Genomic DNA, 14415 nt, shown 5'->3' with positions numbered 1-14415 from the left:
CAAAGCGTGCGCGCCAGGCCGCCTACAATGGCGGCATCCCCAGGGGGCAGCGCCCCCGTCATCCCGGCATGCGCCCGCGCGGCGCGAAGCCTCCCATCGCAACAGGAGACCACCAATGGATTACATCTTGCTGGGTAACGACCTGACCACGTGGGCCATCGCGATCGGCATCGCGGCCGCCGTGTGCGTCGCGCTGTCCACCGTGAACAGCCTGGTGGCGCGCCGGCTTGCCGCGTTCGCGCAGCACACCGCCACCTATGTCGACGACGTCGCCGCGAAGGTGCTGTCGAAGACAAGCTTCCTGTTCATCCTGGCGATGGGCATCTACGCCGGCGCGCAATGGCTGGACCTGACACCGAAGGCCGCGATCCTGCTGCGCAATTTCGCGATCACCGTGCTGCTGCTGCAGGTGGCGCGCTGGGCCGATATCGGGGTGCGCGGCTGGCTCAATCGCTACCGAGAACTGCGCGGCGCGCAGGACGTCGCGGCCACGACGTCGACGGCGGCACTGGGCTTCGTCGTGCGCGCGGCGCTGTGGCTGATCATCGCGCTGATGATCCTCGATAACTTCGGCGTCAACATCACGACGCTTGTCGCCAGCCTGGGCATCGGCGGCATCGCCGTCGCGCTGGCCGTGCAGAACATCCTCGGCGACCTGTTCTCGTCGCTGTCGATCCTGCTGGACAAGCCGTTCGTCGTCGGCGACTACATCGTCGTCGACGGCATCGGCGGCACCGTCGAATACGTAGGCCTGAAGACGACGCGCATCCGCAGCCTCGATGGCGAGCAGATCGTGTTCTCGAACAGCGACATCCTGAAGGCCCGCATCCACAACATCAAGCGGATGCAGACGCGCCGCGTGGCGTTCACGATCGGCGTCACGTACGACGTCACCGAAGAGCAGCTCGAAGCGATCCCCGGCATGCTGAAGGAGATCGTGTCGGCCCAGCAGAAAGTGCGCTTCGACCGCGCCCACTTCCGCGCGTACGGGCCGTCGTCGCTGGACTTCGAGGTGGTGTACGTCGTCGAGACGGCCGACTACGGCCTGTACATGGACATCCAGCAGGCGATCAACATCGCGCTGTTCAAGCGCTTCGCGCGCGCAGGCATCGAATTCGCGTACCCGACGCAGACGATCAAGGTGGCCAATCCGGAGCTGCTGCGCGGCGCGGCGGCGAACGTGGAGGAATACGGCGAGCGCGCGCCGCGCGAGCGGACGCTGCCGCCGCGCGCGCACTGACGCCGTCGCGGAACTGCCGGGCGGTTCCGCTGTCTATCCGTTCTCTACCGAACGGAGGCAGGCATGGATACGCAACGCTTGAAGGGTTGGCTGGAAGCATGGCGCAGCGGCGCTGCACAGCGCAAACTTGCCCCCAGCGAGGTTCATTACTGCAACCCTGGGCGATGCGTTCGGGCGGACCTCGCCCTGCCGGAGCCTCATACCGGTAACGGGAATTTAACCGTGCCTCTGCTACGGTAGGTGCTCCGAACATCCGTCGATCGCCCGAGGGCACGGTAATGGACACCCGGCAAGACACCGCGGCATGGCAGCCCCTGGACGGGCCTTCGGCCGACGCGCGCCTGGGCGCGGACCCGGCCGCGACGCGGGCGCCCGACCGTATCAATGACGATCCCACTGACGGTATCACTGATCGCTTCACCGACCGCTTCACCGACCAGATCACCGGCCGCTGGCTGACCGCCGCCGTTGCCCTGCTGCTGCTGGCGCGCCTCATCATGATGGCATGGGCGCCGCTGGCCGACACCACGGAAGCACGCTATGGCGAACTGGCACGCCAGACGGTGGCGGGCGGTTACTGGCTGATGCCGCACATGGATGCGCACACGCCGTTCCTCGCGAAGCCGCCGCTGGCCACGTGGGCAAGCGCGGCGTCGATGCACCTGCTGGGCATCACGGAATTCGCGGCCCGGCTGCCGGCCCTGCTGTGTGCGCTGTTGACGGTCGCCGTCACGCTGGCCTTCGCCCGGGTCGCCGGTGTGCGCCGGCCGTGGCTCGTCGTGCCCGTGCTGGCGGCCTGCCCGCTGTTCTTCGCCAGCGCCGGCGCCGTGATGACGGATGCGCCGCAGATGGCCATCGTCTGGGCCGCGCAGTACAGCGCATGGCGCGCGTTGCAGCCGCAAGCGGCGCAGGTGCGCGGCTGGCGCCTCGCATTCTGGGCATTGCTGGGCCTCGGCGCGCTGTCGAAAGGGCTGGCCACGTGGGCGCTGGCCGGATTGCCCATCGCGGCCTGGGCGCTGCTGTACCGCCGCACCGGCGACACGGTGCGCCGGCTGTGGGACTGGCGCGGCCTGCTGCTTGCGCTGGCATTGTGCCTGCCGTGGTATGCCGCGGCCGAGCGCGCCTATCCGGGCTTCCTGCGTTACTTCATCGTCGGCGAGCACTTCGGCCGCTTTCTCGTGCCGGGGTGGCAGGGCGACCGCTACGGCACCGCCCATCGCCAGCCGCCGGGCGCCATCTGGCTGTTCTGGTGCGTTGCCGTGCTGCCCTGGATCAGCGTGTTCTCCGGCGGCCTCGCCGCGCTGGCGCGTGGCCGCGTGCGTCCTTTGCCAGTGACCGGCTACCTGTGGTGCATGGTGCTGGTTCCCCTGCTGTTCTTCACGGCCAGCCGGAACATCATCTGGACGTATGCGCTGACGGCGATTCCGCCTTTTGCGGTGCTCGTCGCCGCCCGCTTCGACGCATGGAGCCCTGTGGCCCAGCGGCACGCGGCATACGCACTGGCCGCCTTCGCGGCCGCCGTGCTGGCGGCGCTGCCGCTGCTCGAGCACCTGCAGGAGGTCCAATCCGACCGGGCGCTGGTGCGTGCCTTCGAGAAGCTGGCCCCGGCCGGCGCGACGCTGGCCTACCGCGCGCATCCCGCGTTCTCTTCCGCGTTCTACACGCGCGGCACGCTGCGCACGGCGCCGCCGCAACACGCCGGGCTCGTCGTGGTGGACAACGCCGACCTGGCGCATTATCCGCCTGCCGCCGTGCGCTTCCACGGCCGGCGCCGCTCTCTTGTGGAAGAACAGTGATGGACCTCAGTTCGATACCGCCGGAGACCGCGGCCAACGCTTCGCTGTCGGTCGTGCTGCCTGTGCTGAACGAGGCCCCGGCACTGGCGACGCTGCTGCCCGCGCTGGCGCAGGTGCTGGGCCCGTGCGGCGTCGCGTGGGAAATCGTTATCGTCGACGACGGCAGCACCGATACGCTGCCGCAGGTCGTCGCCGCGTTCGAGCGGCAGCACGCGGGGATCAGCATGCAGGTGCTGCACCTGTCGCGCAACTTCGGCAAGGAAGCGGCCCTGACGGCGGGCCTGGCGGCGGCACGCGGCGATGCGGTCGTGTGCATGGATGGCGACGGGCAGCATCCGCCGGCGTTGCTGCCGACGCTCGTGGCGCACTGGCGCGACGGCGCGCAAATGGTCATCGCCATGCAGCGCTCGCGCGCCCACGAGCAGCGCTGGACGTCGTGCGCGAAAGGCCTGTTCTACCGGCTGCTGCAGGGCGGCGAACGCTTTCGCATTCCCGCCGGCGCGGGCGACTTCCGGCTGATGGACCGCCGCGTCGTGCAGGCGATGCTGCAGCTGTCCGAACGGGCCCGCTTCATGAAGGGCCTGTACGCCTGGCTGGGCTTTCGCACGGTCACGGTTCCCTACGACGCGGCGCCGCGCTGCGCGGGCGCCAGCAAGTTCCCGCTGTGCAGGCTGCTGGAGCTGGCGTCGCTGGGTATCACGTCGTTCTCCATGAAGCCGCTGCGGATGGTCTCGGCCATCGGGGGCGCCATCTCCCTCTGCGCGGTCGGCTACGGCATCTACATCGCCATCGACGCGCTGGTGGTCGGCAATCCCGTGTCGGGTTGGGCCACGCTGGCGTCGGGCATGATGCTGCTGTCCGGCATCCAGCTGCTGTGCCTGGGCGTGATCGCGGAATACCTCGGCTACATTTTCGAGGAAACCAAGCAGCGACCCCTGTACGTGATCGACGAGGTCATCGACCACAGCACGCTGGGCCGCCGCGCCGCGGCGCGCACCGCCCCGTGACATGGGCGTGCCGGGTCAATTGCTCCGCTTCGGCGTCGTGGGCATCTGCGCCATGGCGGTCCATTACGTGGTGGTGACGTCGCTGCTCCGGTTCGTGGCCGTGCCCGGCAGGCCGGCCGTACTGCACGCGAACGTGCTGGGCTTCCTGTGTGCATTCCCCGTCAGCTACCTCGGCCACCGTCATGCGACGTTCGCGGCGACGGGCGTGCCGCACCACCTGGCCATGCGCCGCTTCTTCGCCACCGCCGTGCTGGGCTTTCTCGTCAACGAAGGGCTGCTGGCACTGCTGGTGACGGCGACGCGCCTCGACTATCGCGCCGCCCTGGTGATCGTGCTGGGCACGGTGGCGGCGCTGACGTTTGTGCTGGCCAGGTGCTGGGCATTCGCCGCTGGGCAGGCACCATGAAAACCGTCACGTTGTGCGCCGACGATTTCGCGCAATCGCCCGCCATCAGCGCGGCCATCCTGGCGTTGCTGGCGGCCGGCAGGCTGTCGGCCACCAGCGCGATGAGCGTGTCGCCGTACTGGCCCGATGACGCGCACGCGCTGCGTGCCGCCGCGCGCGGGGCGGACGTGGGGCTGCACCTCGCATTCACGCAGCCTTGCGGACAGCCGATGCGGCCTTTGCCCTGGTGGATCGTGCTGAGCCAGCTTCGCCTGCTGTCCCGTACGCGGCTGCGCGGGCACATACTGCACCAGGTCGACCGCTTCGCGGACGCCTACGGCAGCCTGCCCGCGTTCATCGACGGCCACCAGCACGTGCACGCGCTGCCGGTATTGAGGGACGCGCTGTTCGACGCCATCGCGATGCGCTGGCCGGACGGATCGCGGCCATGGCTGCGCGCGCCTGACCTGCTGGCCGATGCGGGCGACAGCCGCTGCAAGGCGCGGCTGCTGGTGGGGCTGTGCCGGGGCTTCAGCGTGGCGGCGCGAGCCCACGGATATGCGGTGCCGGCGTGGTTTGCCGGGCTGTACTCGCTGCGGCCGGGCGCCGATTTTGCCCGGTTGATGACCCGCTGGCTGGCCGCCAGCCCGGCCGGGGGACTGCTGATGTGCCATCCCGGCTTGCCGCAGGACGAACGCGGCGGCCGCATCGCCGCTGTGCGCGGCGCCGAATACGCATGGCTGGCCAGCGCCGGCTTCGTGGAGGCGTGCCGGCACCACGGGGTGGCGCTGGCGCGATGGACGGGCCAGGCGGCCTAGAAAAACTCCCGCCACTCGGCCAGCCAGCGCGGGAACTCCTCGACCGGCATCGGGCTGGCGATGTAATAGCCTTGCGCGTACGTGCAGCCCAGGCCTTGCAGGAAGTCCCAGTCCTGCTTCGTTTCCACGCCGACGGCGCACGACATGCGGTCCAGGCTGCGCGCCAGGCCAAGGTAGGATTTCAGCACCGTGCCGATGGCCCGCTTCTTCGATGCACCGTCGACGAATGCGCGGTCGATCTTCAGTTCCGTGAACGGGATCGATGCCAGCAGCTGCAGGTTCGAGCGCGCCGTGCCGTAGTCGTCGATCGCCAGGCCGAAGCCCAGCATCCGCAGGCGCAGCAGCCGTTCCAGGAAATGCGGGTCCGTCTGCAGCACGGACGATTCGGTGATCTCGAACGTCAGGTAGCCGGGCAGGATGCGGTGCCGTTCCAGGCAGGCTTCCATCTGCGCGATGAATTGCGGATGCGACAGCGTCGTCGGATCGACGTTCACCGAGAACGAAATCGGGATGCCCTGGTCGTGCAAGGCGCGGCACGCGGCGACGGACTTCTCGATCATGCTCCAGTCGAGGAAGTCGATGCGGCCGTTCGCCTCCAGCACCGGCACGAAGGCCGACGGGCCCAGCACGCCATGCTGCGGATGGCGCCAGCGGGCGAACATCTCCAGGCCAGTCACCTGGCCCGTCTCCAGCTCGATCTTCGGCTGGAAGAACGGGTCGAACTCGCGGGCCTGCAAGCCCTTGCCCACTTCGGCGAACGTGAACGCCGGCGGCGCCGGTTCGGCCGGCACATCCGGCGGGCGGCTGTAGTTGCCGATCAGGGTTTGCAAGCGCTGCGCCGACACGGGCTTGGCCACGGCGCCCAGCAGGTCGACGCCGTAGGCCAGCGCCATCGTCTCGACGGAGAACAGGATGTCGCCGCTTTGCGCTCCGACGACGATCAGGCCCGCGCCGTTCTTCTCTTCCGCCAGGCGGCGGATCAGTTCCAGCCCATCCATGCCGGCCAGCGCCAGGTCCAGCACGACGATGTCGATATCGCCGCCCTGCACCGCCCGCAATGCCGCATGGCCGTCCGGCGCCGTGGCGACGTGTTGCGCGCCGACGCTGCGCAGCAGCCCCGCCAGCAGTTCGCGCTGCACCGGTTCGCTTTCGGCGACCACAAACTGCAAGTTAGCGATCTCCATCGCTCCTCCGTTTTTTACTTGCTCCGGGACTGATTCTGCCTGACCTGCTCGAAAAAGCATACCGCCGCACACGCGGCCACGTTCAGCGATTCGACCTTGCCCAGGTGGGGGATGACGACGCGGTGCCGCGCCATGGCGAGCAATTCCTCGGAGACGCCCTGCCCTTCATGGCCGAACACCCAGGCCACGGGCCGCTTCAAGTCGACGTCGTACAGCGTTTCCTTCGCATAGCCGCTGGTGGCCAGCGTGGCGATGGGCGCGTTGCGCAGCAGCGCGGCCAGGTCCGCATTCTCGTAAATATCGAGCACGAAGTGGGCGCCCATCGCGGCGCGCAGCACCTTCGGCGACCAGCAGAACGCCGTGCCCGGGCTGCAATACACTTCGCGGATGCCGGCGGCCGCGGCGCTGCGCAGGATCGAGCCCACGTTGCCGGGGTCCTGCACATTGTCGAGCAGGACGGCGCCGGTGTGCAACGCTTGCGGCACGGCTTTCTCCGGCGTCGCGACGAGGAACATCACGCCCACGCCATGCTCGACCTGGGACAGCGCCTCGTACAGCGCATCGGGCAGCTGCAGGCAATGGGCGTGGCGCGCTTCCAGCTTGGCGACGATCGCCACCACCTCGGGGTGCCGCAAGCCGCTCTCGCTGACGATGCACTGCTCCGGCAGGCCGCGCAGCTCCAGCCACGTCACGCACAGGTGCACGCCGTCGAGCAGGGTGCGGCCGGCCTTGCGGCGCGCCTGCGCGCTCGTGGCCAGCTGCTTCAGTTCCTTGTATTGCGCGTTGTCGCGCGAAGTGATCTGCTTCAAAACATCCGCTCCAGCAGCTCGCGCACGGGCGCGAACGAACGGCGGTGCACCGGCGACACGCCGTGCTGCTTCAACGCTTCCAGGTGCTGCGCGGTGCCGTAGCCCTTGTGCTGGTCGAAGCCGTATTGCGGATACTTCCTGTGCAGCTTGCGCAGTGCGTCGTCGCGCGCCGTCTTCGCGAGGATCGACGCGGCGGAGATCGATTCGATCTTGTCGTCGCCGTCGACGATTGCAATGGTCTGGATGCGCATGCGCGGGCAGCGGTTGCCGTCGATCAGCGCGAGCGTGGGGATCGTCTCGAGCGCATGCACGGCGCGCTTCATCGCCAGCATCGACGCTTCCAGGATGTTCAGCTTGTCGATCTCCGCCTCGGATGCCTTGGCGATCGCCCACGCGACGCAGTCGCGCTTGATGATCGGCGCCAGCTCTTCGCGCTTCGCTTCGGTCAGCTTCTTCGAATCGCGCAGGCCGCCGATCGGGCGCTCGCGGTGCAGGATCACGGCGGCCGCGTAGACGGGGCCGGCCAAAGGCCCGCGGCCCGCCTCGTCGACGCCGCAGATGATCTCTTCGAGGCTGTAGGGCAGGTCGTCGAACAGGCCGCTCTGCATCGTGTTCATGGTGTTACGTCTTTCTATGCGGTTGCGCGCGATTTGGCTGACGATGTTTCAATTACCCGCAGCACGGCGGCTGCGCTTTCCTGCGCGCTGTTGCGCAGCAGGCTGTGGTGCATGTCGGTGAAACGACGCTCCAGCATCGCGCGGTGCGGCGCGTCCGTCAACTGTTTCCACATCTGGTCGGCCAGTGCCTGTGGCGTGGCGTGATGCTGGATCAGTTCCGGCACGAGGAATTCGCGCGCCAGGATGTTCGGCAGGCCGATCCATGGCTGGTAGCCCATGTGGCGCATGATCTGGTACGACGCGCCCATGATCTTGTACGCGATCACCATCGGCTTCTTGAACAGCGCCACTTCCAGCGATGCAGTGCCGGACGCGACCAGCACTGCATCGGCCGCGCAGATCGCCGTGTGGCTCTGGCCGTCCAGCAGCGTGATCTCGACGTCCTGCAGGCCGGCGTCGGCCACCAGCTTCTTGAAATACTGTTTCTGCTTGTCGCCGGCCATCGGCGCGACGAAGCGCAGGCCCGGGTCGCGCTGCTTCAGCAGCCGGGCGGCGCCGATGAACGCGGTGGTGTTGTACTTCAGCTCACCCATCCGGCTGCCCGGCATGATCGTGACGACGCGCGCATCGTCCGCCAGGCCCAGCTGGCGGCGCGCCGCGGTCACGTCCGGCGTGAGCGGGATCAGTTCGGCCAGCGGATGGCCCACATACGTGACCGGCACGCCGGCCTTCTCGTAGATCTCCTGCTCGAACGGGAAGATCACCAGCATGTGCGACACGTTCCGGATGATCTTCTTGATGCGGCCGCCCCGCCAGGCCCAGATCTGCGGGCCGATGTAGTGCATCGTCGGGATGCCGGCCGCCTTCAGCTCGCCCTCCAGGCCCAGGTTGAAGCCGGGGTAGTCGGCGCCGATGAACACGGCGGGACGCTCGGCCAGCAGCCGGTCGCGCAGCGCCGTCTGGATGCGTTTCAGCTCGCGGTAACGGGGGATGATTTCAAACAGCCCACGCACCGTCATCGTCTCCAGCGGCACTTCCGATTCGAAGCCCTGGGCGATCATCGCCGGGCCGCCGATGCCGTGGAACCGGGCATGCGGCAAGAGCGGGCGCAGGCCGGCCAGCAGCCGGGCCGCCAGCATGTCGCCGGACGGCTCGCCGGCGACGAGCGCGACGGACAATTCGCCGGCTGCCTGGACGGCCGCCGGATCAGCGGACGATGCCACGGCTCGCGGTATCGAGGAACTCGCGGAACGCGCGGATATGCTCGGCCGCATCCGGCGTGTTGCGTTCCTGTTCCAGCAGGGCCGCCTTGGCCTCTTCCAGCGTATGGCCGGAGCGGTACAGGATCTTGTACGACGTGCGCAGTGCGTTGATCTGCTCGCGCGTGAAACCGCGCCGCTTCAGGCCTTCGATGTTGATGCCGTGTGCCTGCGCCGGGTTACCGTTCAACAGCACGAACGGCGGCACGTCCTGCGTCAGGCTCGTGCTCATGCCGACGAACGCATGGGGGCCGATCTTGCAGAACTGGTGCACGTTCGCATAGCCGCTCATGATGACCCAGTCGCCGATCTCGACGTGGCCGGCCATCTGCGCATTGTTCGAGAAGATCGTGTTGCTGCCGACCACGCAGTCGTGCGCCAGGTGGACGTAGGCCGAGATCCAGTTGTCGTTGCCCAGCTTCGTCACGCCCTTGTCCTGCACCGTGCCGAGGTTGAACGTGCAGAACTCTCGGATCGTGTTGCGGTCGCCGATTTCCAGGCGGGTCGGTTCGCCCTTCCACTTCTTGTCCTGCGGCGGCGCGCCGATCGACGAGAACTGGAAGAACTTGTTGTCGCAGCCGATCGTCGTGTGGCCTTCGATGACGACGTGCGGGCCGACCCACGTGCGCTCGCCGATCACGACGTCCGCACCGATGATCGAATAAGCCCCGATCACGACGCCGTCGCCCAGCTCGGCGCGCGGATCGACGATCGCGGTAGGATGGATGGTCGCCATGCTCGTGAACCCTTACGATTCGACCGTGTTACGGATGGTGCACATCAGTTCCGCTTCGACGGCCAGGTTGCCGTCGACCGTGGCGATTGCCTTGTACTTGTAGATGCCGCGCGCCGCGCGCAGCAGCTCGACGTCCATCTTGAGCTGGTCGCCGGGGCCCACGGGGCGCTTGAAGCGCGTGTTGTCGATGCCGACGAAGTAGACGACCGAGTTCTCGTCCGGCTTCACGCCTTCGGACAGGAACGACAGGATCGCGGCCGTCTGCGCCATCGCCTCGATCATCAGCACGCCCGGCATCACAGGCTTGTGCGGGAAGTGGCCGTTGAAGAATTCCTCGTTCGCGGTCACGTTCTTGATCGCCGTGATCGACTTGTTCGCTTCCCAGTTCAGCACGCGGTCGACCAGCAGCAGCGGATAGCGGTGCGGCAGCAGCTTCTTGATCTCGTTGATGCAAAGGGTCTTGTTTTCCGGAGTGGTCATGATTCGTCTTCTTGCAGAGTCTTTGGTGTTGTAATGGCTTTGATCTGTTTTTCCAGCTCGCGCACCTTCTCGCGCAGGCCGGCGGCGTTACGCACCACGACCGCGGAACGTTCCCACTCGCTGTTCTTCGCCATCGGATAGAAACCCGTGTACTGGCCGGGTTCAGTGATCGAACGGGGCACCATCGTGGCCGCCGTGACGAACACGTTGTCGGCGATCGTGATGTGCCCCGAGATCATCGCGGCGCCGCCGAACGTGCAGTGCTTGCCGATCTTGGCGCTGCCTGCCACCCCCACGCAGCCGGCCATCGCCGTGTGCGCGCCGATGTGGCAGTTGTGGGCGATCTGGATCAGGTTGTCCAGCTTCACGCCGTCCTCGATCACCGTGTCTTCCAGCGCGCCGCGGTCCACCGTCGTGTTGGCGCCGATGTCGACGTCGTCGCCGATCACCACGCGTCCCACTTGCGGGATCTTGATGTAGACGCCGCCTTCGCTGGCGAAGCCGAAGCCGTCCGTGCCGATCACGGCGCCGGAGTGCAGGATGCACCGTGCGCCGATCGTGCAGCGGGCATGGAACGTCACGTTGGCGAAGAAATGCGTATCCTCGCCCACCACCGCGTCGCGGCCGATGTAGCAGCCCGCGTCGATGACCGCGCGCGCCTTCACGACGGCGCCCGCCTCCACCGTCACGTGCGGCCCGATGTGCGCGGTGGGATCGACCTGCGCGGCCGGATCCACGTACGCCGTCGGGTGGATGCCGGCCGGCGGCACGAACGCCGTCAGCGATTCGAAGAGCTGCGCCACGCGGGCGAAATACGCGTACGGGTTCTTCGTGACGATGCGCGCGCCCTGGTAGGTTTCGGCCACGAGCGCGTCGTCGTTGGGGGATACGATCAGCGCGGCGGCCTGGCTCTGCCCGGCTTGCGCGCGAAACTTGCTATTGGTGAGAAAGCTGATGTGTGAAACGCCGGCGTCCGTCAACGGCGCGATGCCAACCACTTCCGTGGCCGGGTCGCCGATCAACTCTCCGCCGAAGCGCTCGACCAGTTCTGCCAGTCGAATGCCCATGGTAGTCCAATCGTGAATGGTGAAATGCCGGCCGGCGCCGCACGCATCGCGGCAGCTGGCCGGCCGGCATTATCGGGTGGTTACTTGTCCTTGTCGAGTGCCGCCAACACCTTGTCGGTGATGTCGATGCGCGGGCTGGCCCAGACGGCGTCCTGCAGCACGATGTCGAAGCCTTCCGTCTGCGCGAGCTGCTTGATGATCTTCGTCGCCTTCTCGGCGATCGCGGCGCGTTCCTCGTTGGTGCGCTGCGTCAGGTCTTCACGGAACTCGCGCTGGCGGCGCTGCAGCTCCTTGTCCAGGTCCGCCACCTCGCGCTGGCGCTTGAAGCGGTCCGCCTCGCCCAGCGAAGGCTCATCCTTCGCGTACTTGTCGGAAGCGTTCTTCAGGCGCGCGGCCAGGTCGTTGACGGCCTTCTCGCGCGGCGAGAATTCTTCCTTCAGCTTGTCGCCGGCCAGCTTGGCCAGCTTCGACTCGTTATAGATGCGCTCGGGGCTGAGCCACGCGATGCGGGAGGACGACGGGGAGGACTGCGCATGCGCGGGCGCCAGTGAGCCCAGCACAAGGCAGGCAAGCCCCATGGCGGCAACGAACTTGCCTAGCGTTGCGGATGCGGTCTTCAACTTGATTCTCCTATCACTAACTCGCCAGTGCCCGGTCGTCAGAAGCCGGTACCCATCTGGAACTGGAAGCGTTCCAGGCGGTCGCCGGTAATGGCGTTCAAAGGCTTAGCATAACTCAACTTCAGCGGGCCCACCGGGGAAATCCAGCTGATGCCCAGGCCCGTCGAGAAGCGCAGCTCGGACAGGCGCATCTTCTGGCCTTCCTGGTAGACCTGGCCGCCGTCCAGGAACGCGAACCAGCGCAGGCTGCGGTCCTTGCCCTGGCCCGGGAACGGGAACTGCAGCTCGGCATTGCCGATCAGGCGCGAGGCACCGCCCAGCGCGTCGCCGTTTTCCGGGTCGAGGTAGCCCAGCGAGGAGCTGTAGTAGCCGCGCACGGAACCGATGCCGCCCGCGTAGAAGTTCTTGAACACGGGGTAGGCGCGATCGCCGATGCCGTGGCCGTAGTCGAACTCGCCCTTCAGCGCCAGCGTCATCGACTGCGTGATCGGGCGGTACCACTGGTGTTCGTACACCATCCGGTAGTACTTGGTGTCGCCGACGATGTCCAGCTCCAGGTTGGCGCGCTGGTAGCGGCCGATGGTCGGGGTCACCGCGCTGTCGCGGCTGTCGCGGCCCCACGCGGCCGTCAGCGGCACGGAGTTCGACGACACGGTGCCCTCGCCGTTGGCCGGGCCGCCCAGGTCGCGCACGTACTTGCGGTAGAAGCTCGGCGAGGTGCGGTCCGTCGTCACCGTCGCGTGTTCCAGGCCGATGCCGAAGAACACGGTGTCGACTTCGGAGAACGGCACGCCCCAGCTGACGCGGCCGCCCTTCTGCTTGATCGTGTACAGGCCCGTGTTGACGGCCGGCGGTTCGAACGTGCGCAGGTACAGCTCGTAGCTGCGCGACACGCCGTCGTCCGTGAAGTACGGGTTGGTGTGCGAGAACGCGATGGTGCGGCTGTATTTGCTGGTGTTGACTTCCAGGCCCACCGTGTTGCCGGAACCGGCGAAGTTGGCCTGCTGGATCGACGCGGAGATGCTGAACTTCTCGGCCTGCGAGAACGCGCCGCCGATCTGGAAGTTACCGGTCGGCTTCTCGACCACCGTCAGGTTCACGTCGACCTGGTCGGACGTGCCCTGCGCTTCCGGCGTATCGACGGTGACGTCCTTGAAGTAGCCCAGGCGGTCGACGCGGTCGCGCGACAGCTTGACCTTGTTCGCGTCGTACCAGCTCGATTCGAACTGGCGGAATTCGCGGCGGATCACTTCGTCGCGCGTCGTCGTATTGCCCTGGATGTTCATGTGGCGCACGTAGGCGCGCTTGCCCGGGTCGATGAAGAACGTGAAGGCGACCTCGCGCTTCTCGCGGTCGATCTCCGGGTTCGCGTTGACGTTGGCGAACGCGAAGCCGAAGGTGCCCAGGCGGTCGGTGATCAACTTGTTCGTCGTCGTCAGCTTGGCGCCCGAATACGTCTCGCCCTTGCGCAGCAGGACGAGCTGGCGCAGCTCTTCCTCGCGGCCGAACATCTCGCCTTCGAACTTGATGTCCGAGACCTTGTACTTCTCGCCCTCGGTGATGTTGATCGTGAGGTAGATGTCCTTCTTGTCCGGCGTGATCGACACCTGCGTGGAATCCACGTTCATCTCGATGTAGCCGCGGTCCAGGTAGAACGACTTCAGCGCTTCCAGGTCGCCCGTCAGCTTCGTCTTCGAATACTGGTCGGCCTTGGTGTACCAGCTGAACCAGCCGGACGTGTTCAGCGACAGCTGCTCGCGCAGTTCCTTGTCGCTGAAGGTCTTGTTGCCGACGATGTTGATCTGCTTGATGCGGGCGATCTCGCCTTCGTCGACGTTGAACATGATCGACACGCGGTTGCGCTCCATCGGCGTCACCGTCGTCGTCACCTTCACGCCGTACAGGCCGCGCGACAGGTACTGGCGCTTCAATTCCTGCTCGGCGCGGTCGACCGTCGCCTTGTCGAAGGTCTTCGCTTCGCCGACGCCGATGTCCTTCAGCGCCTTGACCAGCATGTCCTTCTCGAATTCATGGGTGCCGGAAAAATCGACCTTGGCGATCGCCGGGCGTTCCTCGACGATCACGACGAGCACGTCGCCATCCTTTTCCAGCCGCACGTCCTTGAAGATGCCGGTCGCGTACAGCGCCTTGATCGTCGTGACGCTCTTGTCGTCGCTGAACGTTTCGCCCACGCGCACCGGCAGGTAGCTGAACACGGTGCCCGCCTCGGTACGCTGGATACCCTCGACGCGGATGTCCTTGACGACGAAGGGTTGAACGGCAAAGGCGCTGCCGGAGCAGAACACCAGGACGGCGGCGCCGATCAGCGTGCGACGAAAGGAAGGCAAGGCAAAGCGGTCAGAATTGAATTTCATTGGCAAACTTATCGGCTTAGAA

Annotated in this window: 14 protein-coding genes; 5 read left to right on the top strand and 9 right to left on the bottom strand. The window is 66.8% G+C overall.

Features of this window, described 5'->3' with window-relative positions; all coding sequences use genetic code 11:
* Positions 1–115 precede the first annotated feature (115 nt).
* The 5 genes from IP92_RS06815 to IP92_RS06795 all read left to right on the top strand — a co-directional run bounded on the left by IP92_RS06815 (position 116) and on the right by IP92_RS06795 (position 5246).
* Positions 116–1240, top strand: coding sequence for a mechanosensitive ion channel family protein (locus IP92_RS06815; RefSeq protein ID WP_145873772.1), 1125 nt, complete (start codon positions 116–118; stop codon positions 1238–1240).
* Between the two features lie 278 nt (positions 1241–1518).
* Positions 1519–3036 (top strand): ArnT family glycosyltransferase, encoded by a 1518-nt coding sequence (locus IP92_RS06810; RefSeq protein WP_145873771.1) that lies wholly within the window; start codon positions 1519–1521, stop codon positions 3034–3036.
* Positions 3036–4043: a glycosyltransferase family 2 protein gene (locus IP92_RS06805; protein WP_145873770.1), complete on the top strand. Its 1008-nt coding sequence runs from the start codon at positions 3036–3038 to the stop codon at positions 4041–4043. The genes IP92_RS06810 and IP92_RS06805 overlap by 1 nt, the downstream gene beginning before the upstream one ends.
* A 1-nt stretch (position 4044) precedes the next feature.
* A complete protein-coding gene (locus tag IP92_RS06800) occupies positions 4045–4449 on the top strand; it encodes a GtrA family protein (protein ID WP_145873769.1) in 405 nt (134 codons plus the stop codon).
* On the top strand, positions 4446–5246 hold the full coding sequence (locus IP92_RS06795; RefSeq protein WP_145873768.1) for a ChbG/HpnK family deacetylase: 801 nt from the start codon (positions 4446–4448) through the stop codon (positions 5244–5246). Before IP92_RS06800 ends, IP92_RS06795 begins: the two co-directional genes overlap by 4 nt.
* On the opposite strand, the gene IP92_RS06790 is transcribed toward IP92_RS06795, so the two are convergent.
* The 9 genes from IP92_RS06790 to bamA all read right to left on the bottom strand — a co-directional run bounded on the left by IP92_RS06790 (position 5243) and on the right by bamA (position 14393).
* Positions 5243–6430: an EAL domain-containing protein gene (locus IP92_RS06790; protein WP_145873767.1), complete on the bottom strand. Its 1188-nt coding sequence runs from the start codon at positions 6428–6430 to the stop codon at positions 5243–5245. The two genes, IP92_RS06795 and IP92_RS06790, sit on opposite strands and share 4 nt — an antisense overlap.
* 14 nt (positions 6431–6444) lie before the next feature.
* Positions 6445–7239, bottom strand: coding sequence for a TrmH family RNA methyltransferase (locus IP92_RS06785; protein ID WP_145873766.1), 795 nt, complete (start codon positions 7237–7239; stop codon positions 6445–6447).
* Positions 7236–7889, bottom strand: coding sequence for a ribonuclease HII (rnhB, locus tag IP92_RS06780; RefSeq protein WP_371860889.1), 654 nt, complete (start codon positions 7887–7889; stop codon positions 7236–7238). Before rnhB ends, IP92_RS06785 begins: the two co-directional genes overlap by 4 nt.
* A complete protein-coding gene (gene lpxB, locus IP92_RS06775; RefSeq protein ID WP_260070660.1) occupies positions 7871–9079 on the bottom strand; it encodes a lipid-A-disaccharide synthase in 1209 nt (402 codons plus the stop codon). Before lpxB ends, rnhB begins: the two co-directional genes overlap by 19 nt.
* Positions 9063–9851 (bottom strand): acyl-ACP--UDP-N-acetylglucosamine O-acyltransferase, encoded by a 789-nt coding sequence (lpxA, locus tag IP92_RS06770; RefSeq protein ID WP_145873763.1) that lies wholly within the window; start codon positions 9849–9851, stop codon positions 9063–9065. The genes lpxB and lpxA overlap by 17 nt, the downstream gene beginning before the upstream one ends.
* A gap of 12 nt (positions 9852–9863) precedes the next feature.
* On the bottom strand, positions 9864–10331 hold the full coding sequence (fabZ, locus tag IP92_RS06765) for a 3-hydroxyacyl-ACP dehydratase FabZ (RefSeq protein ID WP_145873762.1): 468 nt from the start codon (positions 10329–10331) through the stop codon (positions 9864–9866).
* Positions 10328–11398 carry a UDP-3-O-(3-hydroxymyristoyl)glucosamine N-acyltransferase gene (gene lpxD, locus IP92_RS06760; RefSeq protein ID WP_145873761.1) on the bottom strand — a complete coding sequence of 357 codons (1071 nt, stop codon included), beginning with the start codon at positions 11396–11398 and terminating at the stop codon, positions 10328–10330. The genes fabZ and lpxD overlap by 4 nt, the downstream gene beginning before the upstream one ends.
* Positions 11399–11478: 80 nt before the next feature.
* Positions 11479–11976 (bottom strand): OmpH/Skp family outer membrane protein, encoded by a 498-nt coding sequence (locus IP92_RS06755; protein WP_145874066.1) that lies wholly within the window; start codon positions 11974–11976, stop codon positions 11479–11481.
* An 80-nt stretch (positions 11977–12056) separates the two neighbouring features.
* The gene (gene bamA, locus IP92_RS06750) at positions 12057–14393 is read right to left on the bottom strand and encodes an outer membrane protein assembly factor BamA (RefSeq protein ID WP_145873760.1); all 2337 of its coding nucleotides are present in this window, start codon (positions 14391–14393) and stop codon (positions 12057–12059) included.
* Positions 14394–14415 lie beyond the last annotated feature (22 nt).

Origin of the sequence: Pseudoduganella flava (assembly GCF_007830495.1) — a bacterium.
Taxonomy (GTDB): Bacteria; Pseudomonadota; Gammaproteobacteria; order Burkholderiales; family Burkholderiaceae_D; genus Rugamonas; species Rugamonas flava.
The sequence above is the reverse complement of the archived record's forward strand: the minus strand, read 5'-3'. Positions and strand labels throughout refer to the sequence as shown.